Here is an 18,000-nt window from a genome sequence, read left to right as displayed (position 1 = left end):
GGGTGCGGTGGCGGGTGATCGATCATGTATTGGCATCGCGGGTACTACCACCACGGCGGCTGGTCGTGGGTGCTGCCCGGGATCACGTTCATGCTGTTCGTGCTGCTGGTGATCGTTGTGCTGGTCGCGCTGTGGCGGGCGTCTTCGACGAACCGGACGGGCGGGACGACCGGCGGGCCGCGGTGGGGGAGTGCGCCGCAGGGGCGGGCGCCGGAGGCGGAGCGGGTGCTGGCCGAGCGGCTGGCCCGGGGCGAGATCGACGTCGAGGAGTACCGGCACCGGTTGGCGGCGCTGCGTGGTGAGCCCGGCGGGGACAGTCCACCGAGTGGACCGGACGAGCCGGGGAAGAGCTGAGCGCGGGCGCTCGAAACTCTGGTCAGCCCGATGTTGTTTGGATATATTCACTCTGCTTGATCGTGAATGAATCCATCCGCAAGGAGGCTGGTCCATGGCAGAGCAGGCGAGCGGCCCGCGCGAGGTGCGCGCGGCGCGGGGCACCGGGCTGAGCACGCAGGGCTGGCAGCAGGAGGCCGCCCTGCGGATGCTGATGAACAACCTCGACCCGGAGGTTGCCGAGCACCCGTCCAAGCTGGTGGTCTACGGCGGCACCGGCAAGGCCGCCCGTGACTGGCGTTCCTTCGACGCCATGGTGAAGACCCTGCAGGGCCTCAAGCAGGACGAGACCATGCTGGTCCAGTCCGGCCGGCCGGTCGGCGTGATGCAGACCCATGAGTGGGCGCCCCGGGTGCTGATCGCCAACTCCAACCTGGTCGGCGACTGGGCGAACTGGGAGGAGTTCCGCCGCCTGGAGTCGCTCGGCCTCACCATGTACGGCCAGATGACCGCCGGTTCGTGGATCTACATCGGCACCCAGGGCATCCTGCAGGGCACCTACGAGACCTTCGCGGCCGTCGCCAACAAGCGCTTCGGCGGCACGCTGGAAGGCACCATCACCCTCACCGCCGGCCTCGGCGGCATGGGCGGCGCCCAGCCGCTCGCCGTCACCATGAACGGCGGCGTGGCGATCTGCATCGACTGCGACCCGTCCCGGATCGCCCGCCGGATCGAGCACCGCTACCTCGACGTCGAGGCATCGAGCCTCGACCACGCGCTGCAGCTCGCCACCGAGGCCCGCGACAAGCGGCAGCCGCTCTCCATCGGCCTGCTCGGCAACGCCGCCGACCTGCTCCCGCAGCTGCTCGCGATGGACGCCCCGATCGACATCGTCACCGACCAGACCAGCGCCCACGACCCGCTGGCCTACCTGCCGACCGGCGTCGCCTTCGAGGACATGGCGACCTACGCGGCCGAGAAGCCCGCCGAGTTCACCCAGCGCGCCCGCGAGTCGATGGCCCGGCACGTGGAGGCCATGGTCGGCTTCCAGGACCGCGGCGCGGAGGTCTTCGACTACGGCAACTCGATCCGCGGCGAAGCCCAACTGGCCGGTTACGACCGGGCGTTCGCGTTCCCCGGCTTCGTCCCCGCGTACATCCGGCCGCTGTTCTGCGAGGGCAAGGGCCCGTTCCGCTGGGCCGCGCTGTCCGGCGACCCGAAGGACATCCACAAGACCGACAAGGCCGTCCTCGACCTGTTCCCGGAGAACGAGTCGCTGGCCCGTTGGATCAGGATGGCCCAGGAGAAGGTGCACTTCCAGGGCCTGCCCGCGCGGATCTGCTGGCTCGGCTACGGCGAGCGCGACAAGGCCGGCGAGCGGTTCAACGACATGGTCGCCAGCGGCGAGCTGTCCGCCCCGATCGTGATCGGCCGCGACCACCTGGACTGCGGCTCCGTCGCCTCCCCCTACCGGGAGACCGAGGCGATGCTCGACGGCTCCGACGCGATCGCCGACTGGCCGCTGCTCAACGCCATGGTCAACGTCGCCTCCGGCGCGTCCTGGGTGTCCATCCACCACGGCGGCGGCGTCGGCATCGGCCGCTCCATCCACGCCGGGCAGGTCACCGTCGCCGACGGCACCGCGCTGGCCGGCGAGAAGATCCGCCGCGTCCTCACCAACGACCCCGGCATGGGCGTCATCCGGCACGTGGACGCCGGCTACGACCGGGCTTCGGAGGTCGCCGCCGAGCGGGGCGTCCGCGTGCCCATGGCGGAGCTGTGACCGAGGGCTTCGACGCGATGTGGGCGGAGCTGCTCCCCGTGGGCCGCTCCGCCTCCTCCGGCGGCTACCGCCGGCACGCCTGGAACTCCGCCGACGCCGAGTGCCGGGCCTGGTTCGAGGAACAGGCCCGGGCCCGCGGCCTGCACCACGAGACGGACCGCAACGGCAACCAGTGGGCCTGGCTCGGCGACCCGTCCGCCGGGAACGCCGTCGTCACCGGCTCGCACCTGGACTCCGTCCCCGACGGCGGCGCCTACGACGGCCCGCTCGGGGTGATCTCCTCCTTCGCCGCGCTCGACGAACTCCGCTCGCGCGGCGCCGAGTTGACGCGTCCGCTGGCGATCGCCAACTTCGGCGACGAGGAGGGCGCCCGGTTCGGCGTCGCCTGCGTGGGCAGCCGGCTCGCCACCGGCGTCCTCGACCGGGAGGCCGCGTACCGACTGCGCGACGCCGACGGGGTGTGGCTGCCCGACGCGATGCTCAAGGCCGGACACGACCCGGCCCGGATCGGCCCCGACCCCGAACTGCTGGGCCGGATCGGCGCGTTCGTGGAGCTCCACATCGAACAGGGCCGGTGGCTGACGGACGAACAGCCGGTCGGCGTGGCCAGTGCGATCTGGCCGCACGGCCGCTGGCGGTTCGACTTCCACGGCGAGGCCAACCACGCCGGCACCACCCGGCTCGCCGACCGCCGCGACCCGATGCTCACCTACGCCACCACCGTGCTCGGCGCCCGCAAGAAGGCCCGCCTCGCCGGGGCGCTCGCCACCTTCGGCAAGGTCGCCGTCGAACCCAACGGCACCAACGCCATCGCCTCGCTGGTCCGCGGCTGGCTCGACTCGCGGGCCGCGGACGAGCAGACGCTGAGCCAACTGGTCGACGCCATCGAGCAGTTGGCGGTCGAACGCGGCGAACGCGACGGCGTCCGGGTGACCCTCACCCGCGAGTCCTTCACCCCCGTCGTCGACTTCGACGGCCCGCTGCGCGACCGCCTGGCCCACCTGCTGGGAGCCCCCGTGCTGCCCACCGGGGCCGGACACGACGCCGGAATCCTGGCGTCCGCCGTCCCGACCGCCATGCTGTTCGTGCGCAACCCCAGCGGGGTCTCGCACTCCCCGGCCGAACACGCCGAGCAGGCCGACTGCCACGCGGGCGTCGCCGCCCTCGCGGACGTACTGGAGGATCTCGCATGTCAGCCGTCGTGACGTACTGGGCCGAACACGCCTGGCTGCCGCACGCCGACGGCCCCGTGGTCGAACGCGACGTCCTGATCGCCGTCGGCCCCGGCGGCCGGATCACCAAGGTCACCCCCGGGAGCGGGCCCTGCCCCGCCGGGGCCGTCCGGCTGGCCGGGCTCGCGCTGCCCGGGCAGGCGAACGCGCACTCGCACGCCTTCCACCGGGCGCTGCGCTCCCGCGTGCAGGTCGGGTCGGGGACGTTCTGGACCTGGCGCGACACCATGTACCAGGCCGCCTCCGCGCTCGACCCCGACACGTACCTGGCGCTCGCCACCGCGACGTACGCCGAGATGGCGCTGGCCGGCATCACCGCCGTCGGCGAGTTCCACTACCTGCACCACGCGCCCGGCGGCGTCCGGTACGACAACCCGAACGCGATGGGCGAGGCGCTGATCGAGGCCGCCCGGCGGGCCGGCATCCGGATCACCCTGCTCGACACCTGCTACCTGTCCTCCGGTTTCGGCGCCGAACCCACCGAGACCCAACTGCGGTTCTCCGACGGCGACGCCGACGCCTGGGCCGAGCGGGCCTCCGCCCTGGCCGGCGCGGAACACGCCCGGATCGGCGCCGCGGTGCACTCCGTGCGGGCCGTACCCGCCGAACAGCTGGGCACCGTCGCGCACTTCTCCGCGATGCGGAAGGCCCCGCTGCACGTCCACCTCTCCGAACAGACCGCCGAGAACGACGCCTGCCTCACCGCGCACGGCGTCACCCCCACCCGCCTGCTCGCCGACCACGGCGTCCTCGGGCCCCGCACCTCGGCCGTCCACGCGACGCACCTGACGGACGAGGACATCCGGCTGCTCTCCGACACCACCACCACCATCTGCATGTGCCCCACCACCGAGCGGGACCTGGCGGACGGCATCGGCCCCGCGAAGCGGCTGGCCGCCGCGGGCTGCCCGATCAGCCTCGGCTCCGACAGCCACGCCGTCATCGACCCGTTCGAGGAGACCAGGGCGCTGGAACTCGACGAACGGCTGCGCACCCGCACCCGGGGCCACTGGACGGCGAACGCCCTGCTCCGGGCGGGCAGCGAGGCTGGGCACGCCTCGCTGGGCTGGGACGGGGCGGGGCGGCTGGAGGCCGGATCTCTGGCGGACTTCTGCGTGATCGCGCTGGACAGCGTGCGGACGGCCGGGCCGCCGCCCGAACTGGGCGCGGAGATCGCGGTGTTCGCGGCGAGCGCGGCGGACGTGCGGCACGTCGTCGTGGGCGGGCGACACGTCGTCAAGGACGGGGTGCACCAGCTCGTTCCGGACGTGGCCGGGCAGTTGTCGGCTGCTGTCGCCGCACTGCGGTAACGAAGAGCCCCCAGGGGCGCGAACTTACGGACGTTCACCTTCCGCCTCGCGCAGTTCCCCGCGCCCCTGACGGGGCGCGGGGGTTGAGTGGGACGGGGACACCACTTGAGGACGACCTTCATGAGCCTGTTGATCAGCAACATCGGATCTCTCGTCACCAATGACCCCCTGCTCGGGGAAGGACCGCTCGGGCTGCTGTCCGACGCTGCCGTGGTCGTGGAGGGTGACCGGGTGGTGTGGGTGGGCCGCAGTGCCGAGGCCCCCGCTGCGGACCAGTATGTCGACGCTGCCGGGCGGGCGCTGCTGCCCGGGTTCGTGGACAGTCACTCGCACCTGGTGTTCGCCGGTGACCGCACCGCCGAGTTCAACGCGCGGATGTCGGGCCGTCCGTACTCGGCCGGGGGTATCCGGACCACGGTCGCGGCGACCCGGGCCGCGTCCGATGCCGAGCTGAACGCGAACCTGACCCGGTACCTGGCGGAGATGCTGCGGCAGGGCACCACGACGGTGGAGGTGAAGTCGGGGTACGGGCTGAGCACCGCCGACGAGGCGCGGTCGCTCAGGATCGCGGCCGGTCACACGCAGGAGACCACGTATCTCGGGGCGCACGTGGTGGGCCCCGAGTTCGCGGAGGACCCGGCGGGGTACGTCGAGCTGGTGACGGGGGAGATGCTGGAGGCGTGCGCCCCGTTCGCGCGGTGGGTGGACGTGTTCTGCGAGCGCGGGGCGTTCGACGGCGACCAGGCGCGGGCGGTGCTGACGGCGGGGATGGCGAAGGGGCTGCGGCCGCGGATCCACGCCAACCAGCTGAGCTTCGGCCCGGGCGTGCAGCTCGCGGTGGAGCTGGGCGCGGCGTCCGCCGACCACTGCACCCACCTGACCGATCAGGACGTGGCGGCGCTGGCCGACGGCGACACGGTGGCCACCCTGCTGCCGGGCGCGGAGTTCTCCACCCGGGCGCCCTACCCGGACGCCCGGCGGCTGCTGGACGCCGGGGCGCGGGTCGCGCTGTCCACGGACTGCAACCCGGGCTCCAGCTTCACCAGCTCGATGCCGTTCTGCCTGGCCGTCGCGGTGCGCGAGATGGGCATGACCCCGGACGAGGCGGTGCACGCCGCCACCGCGGGCGGCGCGCTGGCCCTGCGCCGCACCGACGTGGGCCGGATCTCCCCGGGCGCCCGGGCGGATCTGCAGCTGCTGGACGCGCCTTCGCACGTCCACCTGGCCTACCGCCCCGGCGTCCCGCTGACCGCCGCCGTCTGGCAGGGCGGGGTCCGGAAGATCTAGACGGCCGGCTCCAAGGGCGGTGGCCGCCGTGCGGCGACCCGCCGGGTGTCAGCGCAAGGGTGTCAGTGCCGGGGACGCTACTTCGCCGCCAGCTGGTCCAGGTCCAGGGTGGTGAGGGCCGTGGACACGGGGATCCCGGTGCCGGCCGAGGCCGCCAGCCGCGTCCTGACCTCGCCGGGCGTACGGGGCCGCCAGCCGGGGCCGTCGCAGCAGGACGAGTGAAAGGTGACTCCGGCGTTCAGCAGCGCGGCGAGCGCGCGCCAGCCCGCGGTGTCGCGGCGGGGCGGCACGGCGAGGTCGTGTCCGGCGTCGATCAGCTCGCCCCGGCACCGCGGGCAGTGGTGCACTCCCCGCGGCTCCGACCTCTTCTTGCAGGAGGCCCGGCAGGCCAGGCAGACGAAATGCCGGCTCGAACTGATGCGGCGGTAGCACATCCGTGCATCGTAGGGGTTCCGCCGCCGGCCGAGCCGGAGTGGACATCGTGCCTGCTGGGCAGGGAGGCGGAAGCCCCCGCGCTGTGGACCTGCCGGGCGCGCGACGCGCGATCACCCCCCGGCTCCCAAGGGCCGGGGGGTGATCCGACAAGGCGGGCCGGGCAGGACTAGCGCACGTCGCCCATCAGGCGGCCGATCCGGCCGCGGGCGGCGAACAGGCCGAGGCCGGCGGCGATGGCCAGCAGGCCCTGGACGGCGAAGTACCAGGTCGAGCCGACCACGTTGTCACCGAGCAGCAGCTGGGCCAGGGCGGCCACGCAGTCGCCGGCGGTGACCGCGAGGAACCAGATGCCCATCATCTGGCTGGCGTACTTGGCGGGCGCCAGCTTGGTGGTGACGGACAGGCCGACCGGGGAGAGCGTCAGCTCGCCGGTGGTCTGGATCAGGTAGACCACGGCCAGCCACAGCGGGGTGACCTTGACGCCGCCGGACGCGGCCGCCATGGCCAGCATCATCACCAGGAACGACAGGCCGATCATCAGCAGGCCGAAGGCGAACTTGGCGGTGGTGGACGGGTTGCGGCGGCGCGCCGCGGCGTAGTTCCACAGCCAGGCGAACACCGGGGCGAGCGCCATGATGTACAGCGGGTTCAGCGACTGGAACCAGCTGGACGGGAACGAGAAACCGAACAGCGTGCCGGCGGTGTTGCGCTCGGCGAACACGCTGAGGGTCGAACCGGACTGGTCGTAGATCATCCAGAACACCGCAGCGGCGGCGAAGAACCACAGGTAGCCGCTCATCCGGGAGCGCTCCTCGCCGGTCAGCTCCTTGTCGCGGCGGATCCGGGCGAAGACCAGGACGGGAACGGCGATGCCGGCCAGCGAGAGCGGCCAGATCGCCCACGAGACGGTGAAGTGGCCGGTGCCGGCGACCACGCCGTAGAACACGGCGGCGACGGCCAGCCACAGGCCGGCCTTGCGCAGCACCGCGCGGCGTTCGGCGGCGCCGATCGGCGAGGTGACCACGCTGGAGGTCGGGCTGAGGTGCCGGCTGCCCACCAGGTACTGGATCAGGCCGAGGGCCATGCCGACGCCGGCCAGCGCGAAGCCCAGGTGCCAGTTCACTTCCTGGCCCACGGTGCCGATCACCAGCGGCGCGAGGAAGGCGCCGAGGTTGATGCCCATGTAGAAGATCGTGAAGCCGCCGTCCCGGCGCGGGTCGTTGGGCCCGTCGTAGAGGTGGCCGACCATGGTGGAGATGTTGGCCTTCAGCAGGCCGGAGCCGACCGCGATGAAGACCAGGCCGCCGAAGAAGGCCGCCTTGGAGGGCACGGCCAGCAGGAAGTGGCCGACCATGATGATCCCGCCGCCGAGGGCGACGGTGCGCCGGGCGCCGAGCAGCCGGTCGGCGATCCAGCCGCCGGGCAGCGCGAGCAGGTAGACCATGGCGTTGTAGACCGAGTACACGGCGGTGGCGGTGGCCACCTGCATCCCGAGGCCGCCTTCGGCCGCCTTGGTGGACATGTAGACCACCAGCAGGGCGCGCATGCCGTAGAAGCTGAAGCGCTCCCACGTCTCGGTCATGAAGAGGGTGGCGAGGCCGCGGGGGTGGCCGAGGAAGGTCCGTCCTCCGGTGGGGGAGGACCGTACCTCGGACTCCAGGGTGCTCGAAGCCATGCTGATTCCTTGCCTGTCTTGCTCGGGTTCTCCACCACTGTAAGTCGCGAGTTCGGCTGACTGCGGAGCGTGAATGGTATTCAGAAGGTAAAGCGGCGTGTCGTTGCACTGCGCCTTTCGATGCTTGGACGGGAGAATTGCCTGCGATGACAAGGCCCGTGCGAAGAATGTCCATGTAAGCGCAGTTGTTGCCGAAGATGCCCGCAAATGCAAATCGATCACGCCCTGTGACAGTGTTCACAGCGGTCCGGTCGGGCGCGTCACAACCCCCGAAGACCCCCTGATCAGGCGTCCCCGGGCGGTCTACCATCGCCCCTATGACCTGTGTGCTGCTGGCCGAGGACGACCCGGCAATCTCCGAACCGCTGGCCCGCGCCCTGCGCCGCGAGGGCTACGAGGTGCTCGTCCGCGAGGACGGACCGGCCGCCCTGGGCGCCGGCCTCAGCGAGGACGTCGACCTGATCGTGCTGGACCTCGGGCTCCCCGAGATGGACGGCCTGGAGGTGTGCCGGCGGCTGCGCGCCGACGGCAAGAGCTTTCCGGTCCTGGTGCTCACCGCCCGCGCCGACGAGGTGGACACCGTGGTCGGCCTGGACGCCGGCGCCGACGACTACGTCACCAAGCCGTTCCGGCTGGCCGAGCTGCTCGCCCGGGTCCGCGCCCTGCTCCGGCGCGGCAACGTCGACCAGCTCACCACCGGCGCGCACGGCGTGAAGATCGACATCGAGTCGCACCGCGCCTGGCTCGGCGAGGAGGAACTCACCCTCTCCGCCAAGGAGTTCGAGCTGCTGCGGGTGCTGGTGCGGGACGCCGGCCGGGTCGTCACCCGCGAGGAGATCATGCGCCAGGTCTGGGACACCACCTGGTGGACCTCCACCAAGACCCTGGACATGCACATCTCCTGGCTGCGCAAGAAGCTCGGCGACGACGCCGCCAACCCGCGCTACATCGCCACCGTGCGCGGCGTCGGCTTCCGCTTCGAGAAGAACTGAAGGTCCACCCGGCGTGAAGCGCAGGATGATCAACTCACTGCTGGGCGTGGTCCTGGTGGTGGTCGCGGTGTTCTGCGTGCCGTTGGCCCTGATCGAGAAGCAGTCCATCACCAACGCCGCCAACGACCGGGTGGACGCGGTGGCGGTCCGGGTGCTCGGACTGGTGGAGAGCCGGCTCGCCGCGGGTGAGCCGGTCACCGGCGAGAAGTTCGCCGCCGTGGTGACCGAGAACTTCCACGTGACCGTGGACATCCCCGGGCAGCCGCAGATCGTCCTCGGCCGCCCGGTCAACGGGCCCGCGCTGACCGCCACCGAGTCCGGGGCCAGCGGCGAGACCGTCACCGTCGCCCAGTCGCGGGCCGCGCTCGACCACGAGATCGGCAACATGCTGCTGCTGCTCGGTGTGGTCGCCCTGCTGGCCGTGCAGGCCGCCGTGGCGCTCGCGGTCTGGCAGGCCAAACGCCTGGCCCGTCCGCTCACCGACCTCGCCGAGACCGCCGAACGGCTCGGCTCAGGCGACCCCCGCCCGCAGGGCCGCCGCTACGGCGTGCCCGAACTCGACCGGATCGCCGAGGTGTTGGACACCAGCGCGGAACGGATCGCCCGGATGCTCACCGCCGAACGCCGGCTCGCCGCCGACGCCTCCCACCAGCTGCGCACCCCGCTCACCGCGCTCTCCATGCGGCTGGAGGAGATCACCACGCTCGCCGAGGACCCGGACACCGTCCGCGAGGAGGCCACCATCGGCCTCCAGCAGGTCGAACGGCTCACCGACGTGGTGCAGCGGCTGCTCACCAACCAGCGCGACCCCAATAGCCCCACCGCGGTGAGCTTCTGCCTGGACGACGTGCTCAAGCAGCAGGTCGAGGAGTGGGCCCCGACCCTGCGCGACAGCGGACGCCAACTGGTCGTCGAGGGCCTGCGGGACGTCCGGGTGATCGGCACCCCCGGCACCGTCTCCCAGGTGCTGGCCACGCTGATCGAGAACTCGCTGATGCACGGCGCCGGCACCATCACCCTGCGGGCCCGCCGCTCCGGCAGCTCGGTGGTCGCCGAGGTGCAGGACGAAGGGCCGGGCGTCCCCCGGGAACTCGGCAACCGGGTCTTCGAACGGGCCGTCAGCGGCCGCAACTCCACCGGGATCGGGCTGGCCGTCGCCCGCGACCTCGCGGAAGCCGACGGCGGCCGCCTCGAACTGCTGTCGCTGCGGCCGCCGGTGTTCGCGCTGTTCCTCGCCCACGCGGGCGAGTGACACGAGGTCAGTTGGCCAGCGAGCGGCTTTCCTCGGCGGCCAGCAGCAGCTCGGCCTCCTGCACCACCTCGGGGTCCTCCAGCTCCGGCATCGCCTTGAACACCCAGGTGCGGTAGGAGACGAAGCGGAAGACGGTGGCGATCACCAGGCCCAGGAACTTGCCGCCCAGCTTCTCGAACGGGGTGTCCAGGCCCAGCACGTACTGGGTGAAGCCCAGGGTGCCGGTCTCGATCAGCATGCCGATGCCGCTGAACAGCAGGAACAGCGTGATCTCGCGCTTGCGGGAGGCCGCGTCGCGGTCCTTGTACAGCCAGTACCGGTAGCCCAGGTAGTTGGTGCAGATGGCCACCAGGGTGGCCGCGACGTTGGAGCGCAGCGAGGCCAGGCCGATGACGTTGTTGAGGATCCAGAACAGGGCGAAGTTGACCACCACGCCCGAGGCGCCGATCACGGCGAAGCCGACCGCTTCCAGGGACAGGCCGCGCAGCCGCTGGGTCAACGAGGGGCGCGCTACTGTGGTGCTCGTCATCCGGGCGGCTCCGTATGCTTCACATGATCGGAATAAGTGGGTCGTGCAATCCGGCCCACCAGGCTACCCGCCCCTCTTGAGTGCTCCGTACCACGCCCGGTGCGTACGCCCCACCCGCACGCCGGTGTTGGGCCTTTGACCGGCCCAGATATCCTGGAGCGCGTGACTGTAGCGGGCAATGCGAACTTTCCAGTGGTCGGAGTCATCGGCGGCGGGCAGCTCGCCCGCATGATGCACCAGGCGGGTATCCCGCTGGGCATCCGCTTCAAGCTCCTCGCCGACACTCCCCAGGAGTCGGCCGCGCAGGTGGTCGGCACCACCGAGTACGGCGACTACCGCGACCTCGACGTGCTGCGGGCCTTCGCCGCCGACTGCGACGTCATCACCTTCGACCACGAGCACGTGCCCACCGAGCACCTGCGCGCCCTGCAGGCGGAGGGCGTCGCCGTCCGCCCCGGGCCGGACGCGCTGGTCAACGCCCAGGACAAGGGCGTCATGCGGGCCAAGCTGGACTCCATCGGCGTCCCCTGCCCCCGGCACCGGATCGTCGCCGACCCGGCCGACGTCACCGCCTTCGCCGCCGAGGGCGAGGGTTACCCCGTCATACTGAAGACCGTGCGCGGCGGCTACGACGGCAAGGGCGTCTGGGTCGTCAAGGACGAGGCCGAGGCCGCCGCCCCGTTCCTCGCGGGCGTCCCCGTCCTCGCCGAGGAGAAGGTCGACTTCGTCCGCGAGCTGGCCGCCAACGTGGTGCGCTCGCCCAGCGGCCAGGCCGTCGCCTACCCGGTGGTCGAATCGGTGCAGGAGAACGGCATCTGCGCCGAAGTCACCGCCCCCGCACCGGAACTGGACCCGGCGCTGTCCGACGAGGCCCAGCAGCTCGCCCTCCGCATCGCCGGCGAGCTCGACATCACCGGCCACCTCGCGGTCGAGCTGTTCCAGACCCGCGACGGCCGGATCCTGGTCAACGAACTCGCCATGCGCCCGCACAACTCCGGCCACTGGACCCAGGACGGCGCCGTCACCTCCCAGTTCGAGAACCACCTCCGCGCGGTCCTCGACCTCCCCCTCGGCGACCCCCGCCCCCGCGCCAAGTGGACCGTCATGGTCAACGTCCTCGGCGGCGACTACCCCGACATGTACCACGCCTTCCTGCACTGCATGGCCCGCGACCCCGGCCTCAAGATCCACATGTACGGAAAGGACGTGAAGCCCGGCCGCAAGGTCGGCCACGTCAACGTCTTCGGGGACAACCTCGAAGACACCCGCGAGCGCGCCCGCCACGCGGCCGCCTACCTGCGAGGAACGATCAGCGAATGACCCAGGCACCCCTTGTCGGCATCGTGATGGGCTCCGACTCCGACTGGCCCGTGATGGAGGCCGCCGCGCAGGCGCTCGACGAGTTCGAGGTGCCGTACGAGGTGGATGTGGTGTCCGCGCACCGGATGCCGCGTGAGATGGTCGCGTACGGGGAGCAGGCGCACGGGCGCGGCCTGAAGGCGATCATCGCCGGAGCGGGCGGCGCGGCGCACCTGCCGGGGATGCTGGCGTCGGTGACGCCGCTGCCGGTGATCGGGGTGCCGGTGCCGCTGCGGTACCTGGACGGGATGGACAGCCTGCTGTCGATCGTGCAGATGCCGGCCGGGGTGCCGGTGGCGACGGTCTCGGTGGCGGGGGCGCGCAACGCGGGTCTGCTCGCGGTGCGGATGCTGGCCGCGTTCGACACCGAACTGGCCGAGAAGATGGTCGAGTTCCAGGCCGAGCTGAACAGCCAGGCGACCGAGAAGGGCCGCAAGCTCCGGGCCAAGGTGGCCGGGAACGACTCCTTCGGCTTCGGCAAGTAGTAGAACGGGAGGATGACTCCCGAACTGATCGACCGTGCAAGGGCCGTCCTCCGCACCACCCCCGTGGTGGACGGCCACAACGACCTGCCGTGGGCGATGCGCGCCCAGGTCGGCTACGACCTCGACGCCCTCGACCTGACGGCCGATCAGAGCCACCGGCTGCACACCGACTTCGGCCGCCTGCGGGCGGGCGGGGTCGGTGCCCAGTTCTGGTCGGTGTTCGTGCCCGCCGAGCTGTCCGGCGACGGCGCGGTCAGCGCGACGCTGGAGCAGATCGACTTCGTCCGGACGATGACCGAGCGCCACCCCGAGCACCTGCGGCTCGCGCTGACCGCCGACGACGTGGAGAGCGCCCGCGAGGAGGGCCGGATCGCCTCGCTGATGGGCGCCGAGGGCGGGCACTCCCTCAACTCCTCGCTGGCCACCCTGCGGGCCCTGTACGCGCTCGGCGTGCGGTACTTGACGCTCACCCACAACTCCAACGTGCCGTGGGCGGACTCCGCCACCGACGAGCCGGTGCACGGCGGCCTCACCAGGTTCGGCGAGGAGGTGGTCCGGGAGATGAACCGGCTCGGCATGCTGGTCGACCTCTCGCACGTCTCCGCCGACACCATGCGCGACGCGCTGCGGGTCTCCGAGGCCCCGGTGATCTTCTCGCACTCCTCCTCGCGCGCCGTCTGCGACCACCCGCGCAACGTCCCCGACGACGTGCTCACCACGCTGGCCGGCAACGGCGGCGTCGCGATGGCCACGTTCGTGCCGATGTTCGTCCGGGCCGACGCCATCGAGTGGACGTACGCCGCCGACGCCAACATGACCGCGCACGGCTTCAGCCCGTTCGACACCTCCCCGGAGGCGATGGCCGTGCAGCAGGCCTTCGCGGCCGACCGCCCGCGCCCGATCGCCACCGTCGCGGACGTCGCCGACCACCTCGACCACATGCGCGAGGTGGCCGGCATCGACCACATCGGCATCGGCGGCGACTTCGACGGCACCCCGTTCCTGCCGTCCGGCCTGGACGACGTGGCCGGCTACCCGGTGCTGATCGCCGAACTCCTGCGCCGCAGCTGGTCCGAGGCCGACCTCGCCAAGCTCACCTGGCACAACGCCGTCCGCACGCTCCGCGAGGCCGAGACGGTGTCCCGCCGCCTGCGGGCCGAACGCGGGCCGTCGATCGCCACCCTGGAGCAGTTGGACGGCGCGTGAACGACCGGCTTGACCCTGCCCCTGGGGCAGGCCCGACGCTGACCGGCGTGGAGGAAGAACGGCTGCTCACCACCGGTGAGTTCGCCCGCCGGGGCCTGCTGTCGCCGAAGGCGCTGCGGCTGTACGACCGGCAGGGCCTGCTCCCGCCGGACGTGATCGACCCGGCCACCGGCTACCGGTACTACCGGACGGGCCGGCTGGCCACCGCGCGGCTGATCGTCCGGCTGCGCGGCCTGGACATGCCGCTCGCCACGGTCGCCGAGGTGCTCGCCCTGCCGGGCCCCGAGGCGGCCGAGCGGATCGGCGCGTACTGGGCGGCCGTCGAACGGCGCACCGTCTCGCAGCGGGCGCTGGCCGAACACCTCCGCGTCCAACTCAGCGGACTGGAAGGAATCGACGAGATGTACCGCATCGAACAGCGCGAGGTGCCGGACCAGCTGGTGCTCACCGAGCAGCGGCGGGCCCGCCCGCAGGACCTGGACGAGTGGATCCCGGCCGCCACCGCGCGGCTGGAGGCGATCGCCGCCGAGCACGGCGGGGTGGCCGCCGCCCCGTTCGTGATCTACCACGGGCAGGTGGACGAGGACAACGACGGCCCGGTCGAGGTCTGCCTGCCGATCGACCCGGCGCGCGCCGCGGGGCTGACCGCCCCGCACCGCGTCGAGCCCGCGCACCGCGAGGCGTTCACCACCATCACCAAGGCGCAGGTGGAGTACCCGCAGATCCTGTCGGCCTACGACGCGGTGTGCGAGTGGGTGGAGTCGGCGGGCACCGAGCGCACCGGCCCGGGCCGCGAGGTGTACTTCGCCGACTGGGCGGCCGCCGCCCCGGACGACCGGATCTGCGACATCGCCTTCCCCGTCCGGGCGGTCTGACCCGGCGTCACAGCCGGGGCAGCTCGATCGCCGGGCAGCGGTTCATCACCATGTCCAGCCCGGCGGCCCGGGTGCGGTCACAGGCGGCCTCGTCGACCACTCCGAGCTGGAACCAGACGGCCTTGGCACCCTTGGCCACCGCCTGGTCGGCGACCTCGCCGGCCAGCTCGGAGTTGACGAACACGTCCACCACATCGACCGGGAACGGGATCTCGGCGAGCGAGGCGTAGCCCTGCTCGCCGAGCACCGTCTCGGCCTTCGGGTGCACCGGCACGATCCGCTTGCCGGCCCGCTGCAGCACCTGGGCCACCCCGTACGCGGCGCGCGCGGTGTTGGTGGACAGGCCGACCACGGCCCAGGTGTCTCCGCCGGAGGTGAGGATCTTCCGGACGTCCGTGTCGTCTCCGTAGCTCATGCCGGAGAGAACCAGCCGCCCGGTGCGGTCATTCCGCGAACGGCCGGCCCATCGCCCGGTACGTCCAGCCGGCGGCCCGCCAGGCGTCGCCGTCCAGCACGTTGCGGCCGTCCAGCATGCGGCGCTCGGCGACCAGGGCGCCGACCTCGGCCGGGTCCAGCTCGCGGAACTCCTGCCACTCGGTGAGGTGCAGCACCACATGCGCACCCTGGACGGCCTCCAGGGCGGACGCCGCGTAGGACAGGCTGGGGAACATCTTGCGGGCGTTGTCCATCGCCTTCGGGTCGTAGACCGTCACCTGGGCGCCCTGCAGCTGGATCTGCCCGGCCACGTTCAGCGCCGGCGAGTCCCGGATGTCGTCCGAGTTCGGCTTGAAGGCCGCGCCCAGCACCGCGACCCGGCGGCCCAGGAAGCCGCCGCCGCACTGCTCGCGGGCCAGCTCCACCATCCGGGAGCGGCGCCGCATGTTGATCGAGTCGACCTCGCGCAGGAAGGTCAGCGCCTGGTCGGCGCCCAGCTCCCCGGCCCGGGCCATGAACGCCCGGATGTCCTTGGGCAGGCAGCCGCCGCCGAAGCCCAGCCCGGCGTTCAGGAACTTGCCGCCGATCCGGGCGTCGAAGGACAGCGCCCTGGAGAGCTGCACCACGTCGGCGCCGGCGCTCTCGCAGACCTCGGCCATCGCGTTTATGAACGAGATCTTGGTGGCCAGGAAGGAGTTCGCGGCGGCCTTCACCAGCTCCGCGGTCGCGAAGTCGGTCACCACGAACGGCACGCCGTCCGCGATCGGGCCCGCGTACACCTCGCGCAGCACCCGCTCGGCGTGCTCGCTGCGCACGCCCACCACCAGGCGGTCCGGGTGCAGGGTGTCGCCGACCGCGTAGCCCTCGCGCAGGAACTCCGGGTTCCAGGCCAGCTCGACCTGCTCGCCGGCCGGGGCCAGCGCGGCCAGCCGGGCCGCCAGCCGGTTCGCCGAGCCCACCGGCACGGTGGACTTGCCGACCACCAGGACCGGCCGGTCCAGGTGCGGGGCGAGCGAGTCCACCGCAGTGTCCACGTAGCTCATGTCGGCCGCGAACTCGCCCTTGCGCTGCGGGGTGTTGACGCAGATGAAGTGCACGTCGCCGAAGGCCGCGACCTCCTCCCAGGAGTCGGTGAACCGCAACCGCCCGGTCGAGCCCTCGTGGCCCTCCACGTGCTTGAGCAGCAGCTCCGACAGCCCGGGCTCGAACATCGGCACCCGGCCCGCGGCCAGCGCCGCCAGTTTCTCCCGGTCGATGTCCAGCCCGAGGACCTCGAAGCCGAGCTCGGCCATGCACGCGGCATGCGTGGCGCCCAGGTAGCCGGTACCGATCACCGTGATGCGCGGAGCCACGGGCGTTCCCTTCCGTTCGGGCCGTTCCAGGCAGTGCGACGGCCGCACGCACAGATGGTATCGGTACCGCTACCACCTGCGGGATCCGCCGATTTCACGGTTTCCCCCCGAAAGTCTGTACGGAAGCATCACAATGCGCGCATGACTGCCGAGGAGCGGCCCGACGAGGCCGACGAGGACCAGGGGCCACTCAGCATCTTCGACCGCGACGACGAGCACGACCCTTCGAGCGAGGAGACCGAGGCAGAGCAGGCACCGCGCCGCCGCCGGGGCCGCCGGCTGCTGCTGTGGACCCTCGCCGTCCTGCTGGTGCTGTTCGGCGCCGGCTTCGGGGCCCTGGTGTGGACCGCCGACCACTACGCGTCCTCGGTGGCCCGGATCCCGAACGCCTTCCCGACCGGCACCGCCGCCCAGCCCGCCGCCGTCCCGCACACCGGCCAGACCTTCCTGCTGGTCGGCCTGGACGCCCGCGCCGACCGGCCCACCACCGGCAAGGACGCCAAGGCCCCGGCCTGGCAGCTGGGCGCGCAGCGCAGCGACACCATGATGCTGATGCACATCTCCGCCGACCGGAAGTCCGTCTCCGTGGTGTCCATCCCGCGCGACACCTGGGTGCCCGTCCCCGGCCACGGCAACGCGAAGATCAACGCCGCCTACTCCTGGGGCGGCCCCGCACTGATGGTGCAGACCGTCCAGGACCTCACCCACATCCGGATCGACCACGTCGCGGTGATCGACTGGAACGGCTTCCGCGCCCTCACCGACGCCGTCGGCGGCGTCGACATCACCATCCCGCGCACCATCGAGGCCAAGGGCGACGCCCGCGAATGGCTGGCCGGCACCCACCACATGGACGGCGCCGAGGCCCTGCTCTACGTCCGCGAACGCCACGGCCTGCCGAACGGCGACCTCGACCGCACCAAGCGCCAGCAGAACTTCCTGCGCGCGCTGATGCTCCGCACCATGAACTCCGGCACCCTCTCCAGCCCCGGCAAACTCACCGGCCTGCTCGGCACCGTCGGCGACGTGGTCTCCGTCGACGACCGGCTCAGCAACAGCGACCTCTACGACCTCGCCTGGAGCCTGCGCGCGGTCCGCCCCGACGGCGTCCACTTCATGAACGCCCCCTTCGGCGGCTTCGACTCCATCGACGGCCAGTCCGTCGTCCTGATGGACACCGGTGCGGCCGGCCTGCTCTGGGACGCGATGCGCGCCGACCGCATGGACGACTACCTCGCCCAGCACCGCACCAGTACGGACACCCTCGGCGACAACGTCGACTGACCCGGCCGAGGTGCCTAGGATGAGAATTACTCGACGGTAACCAGCGCAAGGGGCAGAGCAGATGGCGGGAAACTCCGGAGCGGACTTCGACCTCTACCGGCTGAGCGAGGAGCACGAGATGCTCCGTGAGTCGGTGCGTTCGCTGGCCGAGGCGAAGATCGCCCCGTTCGCGGCGG

At 71.9% G+C, this 18,000-nt stretch carries 17 protein-coding genes; 12 read left to right on the top strand and 5 right to left on the bottom strand.

Translation table 11 applies throughout. From position 1 onward, the window contains the following. Window positions 1-24: 24 nt before the first annotated feature. From ACZ6R9_RS00085 to hutI, 5 genes are all read left to right on the top strand, one after another. The gene (locus ACZ6R9_RS00085; protein WP_380487012.1) at window positions 25-354 is read left to right on the top strand and encodes an SHOCT domain-containing protein; all 330 of its coding nucleotides are present in this window, start codon (window positions 25-27) and stop codon (window positions 352-354) included. 94 nt (window positions 355-448) lie between these two features. Continuing rightward, window positions 449-2,116 (top strand): urocanate hydratase, encoded by a 1,668-nt coding sequence (gene hutU / locus ACZ6R9_RS00080; RefSeq protein ID WP_465535484.1) that lies wholly within the window; start codon window positions 449-451, stop codon window positions 2,114-2,116. Window positions 2,117-2,133: 17 nt separating this feature from the next. Next, window positions 2,134-3,321, top strand: coding sequence for an allantoate amidohydrolase (locus ACZ6R9_RS00075; protein ID WP_465536764.1), 1,188 nt, complete (start codon window positions 2,134-2,136; stop codon window positions 3,319-3,321). Then, window positions 3,306-4,658, top strand: a complete 1,353-nt coding sequence (locus ACZ6R9_RS00070) for a formimidoylglutamate deiminase (RefSeq protein WP_465535482.1) — start codon at window positions 3,306-3,308, stop codon at window positions 4,656-4,658. The genes ACZ6R9_RS00075 and ACZ6R9_RS00070 overlap by 16 nt, the downstream gene beginning before the upstream one ends. Window positions 4,659-4,778: 120 nt before the next feature. After that, complete coding sequence (hutI, locus tag ACZ6R9_RS00065; RefSeq protein ID WP_465535480.1) at window positions 4,779-5,945, top strand: imidazolonepropionase; 1,167 nt, start codon at window positions 4,779-4,781, stop codon at window positions 5,943-5,945. A gap of 77 nt (window positions 5,946-6,022) precedes the next feature. Here the strand turns inward: hutI and ACZ6R9_RS00060 are convergent, their stop codons facing one another. Next, on the bottom strand, window positions 6,023-6,379 hold the full coding sequence (locus ACZ6R9_RS00060) for a hypothetical protein (RefSeq protein ID WP_465535478.1): 357 nt from the start codon (window positions 6,377-6,379) through the stop codon (window positions 6,023-6,025). A gap of 167 nt (window positions 6,380-6,546) precedes the next feature. Next, window positions 6,547-8,055 (bottom strand): peptide MFS transporter, encoded by a 1,509-nt coding sequence (locus ACZ6R9_RS00055; protein WP_380487004.1) that lies wholly within the window; start codon window positions 8,053-8,055, stop codon window positions 6,547-6,549. Window positions 8,056-8,372: 317 nt separating this feature from the next. On the opposite strand from ACZ6R9_RS00055, the gene ACZ6R9_RS00050 reads away from it, so the two are divergent. Further along, window positions 8,373-9,047 (top strand): response regulator transcription factor, encoded by a 675-nt coding sequence (locus ACZ6R9_RS00050; RefSeq protein ID WP_014136090.1) that lies wholly within the window; start codon window positions 8,373-8,375, stop codon window positions 9,045-9,047. A 13-nt stretch (window positions 9,048-9,060) separates the two neighbouring features. After that, entirely contained in the window at window positions 9,061-10,299 is a 1,239-nt protein-coding gene (locus ACZ6R9_RS00045; RefSeq protein ID WP_380487003.1) for an ATP-binding protein, read from the top strand. A 7-nt stretch (window positions 10,300-10,306) separates the two neighbouring features. Here the strand turns inward: ACZ6R9_RS00045 and ACZ6R9_RS00040 are convergent, their stop codons facing one another. Continuing rightward, a complete protein-coding gene (locus ACZ6R9_RS00040) occupies window positions 10,307-10,828 on the bottom strand; it encodes a GtrA family protein (RefSeq protein ID WP_380487001.1) in 522 nt (173 codons plus the stop codon). Window positions 10,829-10,990: 162 nt separating this feature from the next. On the opposite strand from ACZ6R9_RS00040, the gene ACZ6R9_RS00035 reads away from it, so the two are divergent. Genes ACZ6R9_RS00035 through ACZ6R9_RS00020 form a run of 4 tightly spaced genes read left to right on the top strand, consistent with a single transcriptional unit; the run spans window position 10,991 to window position 14,753 of the window. Further along, window positions 10,991-12,148 carry a 5-(carboxyamino)imidazole ribonucleotide synthase gene (locus ACZ6R9_RS00035; RefSeq protein WP_380486999.1) on the top strand — a complete coding sequence of 386 codons (1,158 nt, stop codon included), beginning with the start codon at window positions 10,991-10,993 and terminating at the stop codon, window positions 12,146-12,148. Further along, window positions 12,145-12,672, top strand: a complete 528-nt coding sequence (gene purE, locus ACZ6R9_RS00030; RefSeq protein WP_380486997.1) for a 5-(carboxyamino)imidazole ribonucleotide mutase — start codon at window positions 12,145-12,147, stop codon at window positions 12,670-12,672. The genes ACZ6R9_RS00035 and purE overlap by 4 nt, the downstream gene beginning before the upstream one ends. 12 nt (window positions 12,673-12,684) lie before the next feature. Beyond that, window positions 12,685-13,878, top strand: coding sequence for a dipeptidase (locus tag ACZ6R9_RS00025; protein ID WP_465535473.1), 1,194 nt, complete (start codon window positions 12,685-12,687; stop codon window positions 13,876-13,878). A gap of 47 nt (window positions 13,879-13,925) precedes the next feature. Continuing rightward, window positions 13,926-14,753 (top strand): MerR family transcriptional regulator, encoded by an 828-nt coding sequence (locus ACZ6R9_RS00020; RefSeq protein WP_465535471.1) that lies wholly within the window; start codon window positions 13,926-13,928, stop codon window positions 14,751-14,753. Between the two features lie 7 nt (window positions 14,754-14,760). On the opposite strand, the gene ACZ6R9_RS00015 is transcribed toward ACZ6R9_RS00020, so the two are convergent. Continuing rightward, window positions 14,761-15,168, bottom strand: coding sequence for a CoA-binding protein (locus ACZ6R9_RS00015; protein ID WP_380486991.1), 408 nt, complete (start codon window positions 15,166-15,168; stop codon window positions 14,761-14,763). A 28-nt stretch (window positions 15,169-15,196) separates the two neighbouring features. After that, on the bottom strand, window positions 15,197-16,540 hold the full coding sequence (locus tag ACZ6R9_RS00010; RefSeq protein WP_465535468.1) for a UDP-glucose dehydrogenase family protein: 1,344 nt from the start codon (window positions 16,538-16,540) through the stop codon (window positions 15,197-15,199). Between the two features lie 141 nt (window positions 16,541-16,681). Between ACZ6R9_RS00010 and ACZ6R9_RS00005 the strand changes: the two genes are divergently transcribed. After that, the gene (locus ACZ6R9_RS00005; protein WP_465535466.1) at window positions 16,682-17,824 is read left to right on the top strand and encodes an LCP family protein; all 1,143 of its coding nucleotides are present in this window, start codon (window positions 16,682-16,684) and stop codon (window positions 17,822-17,824) included. Window positions 17,825-18,000: the final 176 nt, after the last annotated feature.

Source organism: Kitasatospora sp. NPDC048662 (genome assembly GCF_055587065.1).
This window is presented reverse-complemented; position numbering and strand designations above follow the sequence as displayed.

Bases quoted from the DNA above. Each gene is read 5' to 3' on its own strand.
- ACZ6R9_RS00085 (WP_380487012.1), top strand. From the start codon at position 25: ATGTATTGGCATCGCGGGTACTACCACCACGGCGGCTGGTCGTGGGTG.
- hutU (WP_465535484.1), top strand. From the start codon at position 449: ATGGCAGAGCAGGCGAGCGGCCCGCGCGAGGTGCGCGCGGCGCGGGGC.
- ACZ6R9_RS00075 (WP_465536764.1), top strand. From the start codon at position 2,134: ATGTGGGCGGAGCTGCTCCCCGTGGGCCGCTCCGCCTCCTCCGGCGGC.
- ACZ6R9_RS00070 (WP_465535482.1), top strand. From the start codon at position 3,306: ATGTCAGCCGTCGTGACGTACTGGGCCGAACACGCCTGGCTGCCGCAC.
- hutI (WP_465535480.1), top strand. From the start codon at position 4,779: ATGAGCCTGTTGATCAGCAACATCGGATCTCTCGTCACCAATGACCCC.
- ACZ6R9_RS00060 (WP_465535478.1), bottom strand. From the start codon at position 6,379: ATGTGCTACCGCCGCATCAGTTCGAGCCGGCATTTCGTCTGCCTGGCC.
- ACZ6R9_RS00055 (WP_380487004.1), bottom strand. From the start codon at position 8,055: ATGGCTTCGAGCACCCTGGAGTCCGAGGTACGGTCCTCCCCCACCGGA.
- ACZ6R9_RS00050 (WP_014136090.1), top strand. From the start codon at position 8,373: ATGACCTGTGTGCTGCTGGCCGAGGACGACCCGGCAATCTCCGAACCG.
- ACZ6R9_RS00040 (WP_380487001.1), bottom strand. From the start codon at position 10,828: ATGACGAGCACCACAGTAGCGCGCCCCTCGTTGACCCAGCGGCTGCGC.
- purE (WP_380486997.1), top strand. From the start codon at position 12,145: ATGACCCAGGCACCCCTTGTCGGCATCGTGATGGGCTCCGACTCCGAC.
- ACZ6R9_RS00025 (WP_465535473.1), top strand. From the start codon at position 12,685: ATGACTCCCGAACTGATCGACCGTGCAAGGGCCGTCCTCCGCACCACC.
- ACZ6R9_RS00015 (WP_380486991.1), bottom strand. From the start codon at position 15,168: ATGAGCTACGGAGACGACACGGACGTCCGGAAGATCCTCACCTCCGGC.
- ACZ6R9_RS00005 (WP_465535466.1), top strand. From the start codon at position 16,682: ATGACTGCCGAGGAGCGGCCCGACGAGGCCGACGAGGACCAGGGGCCA.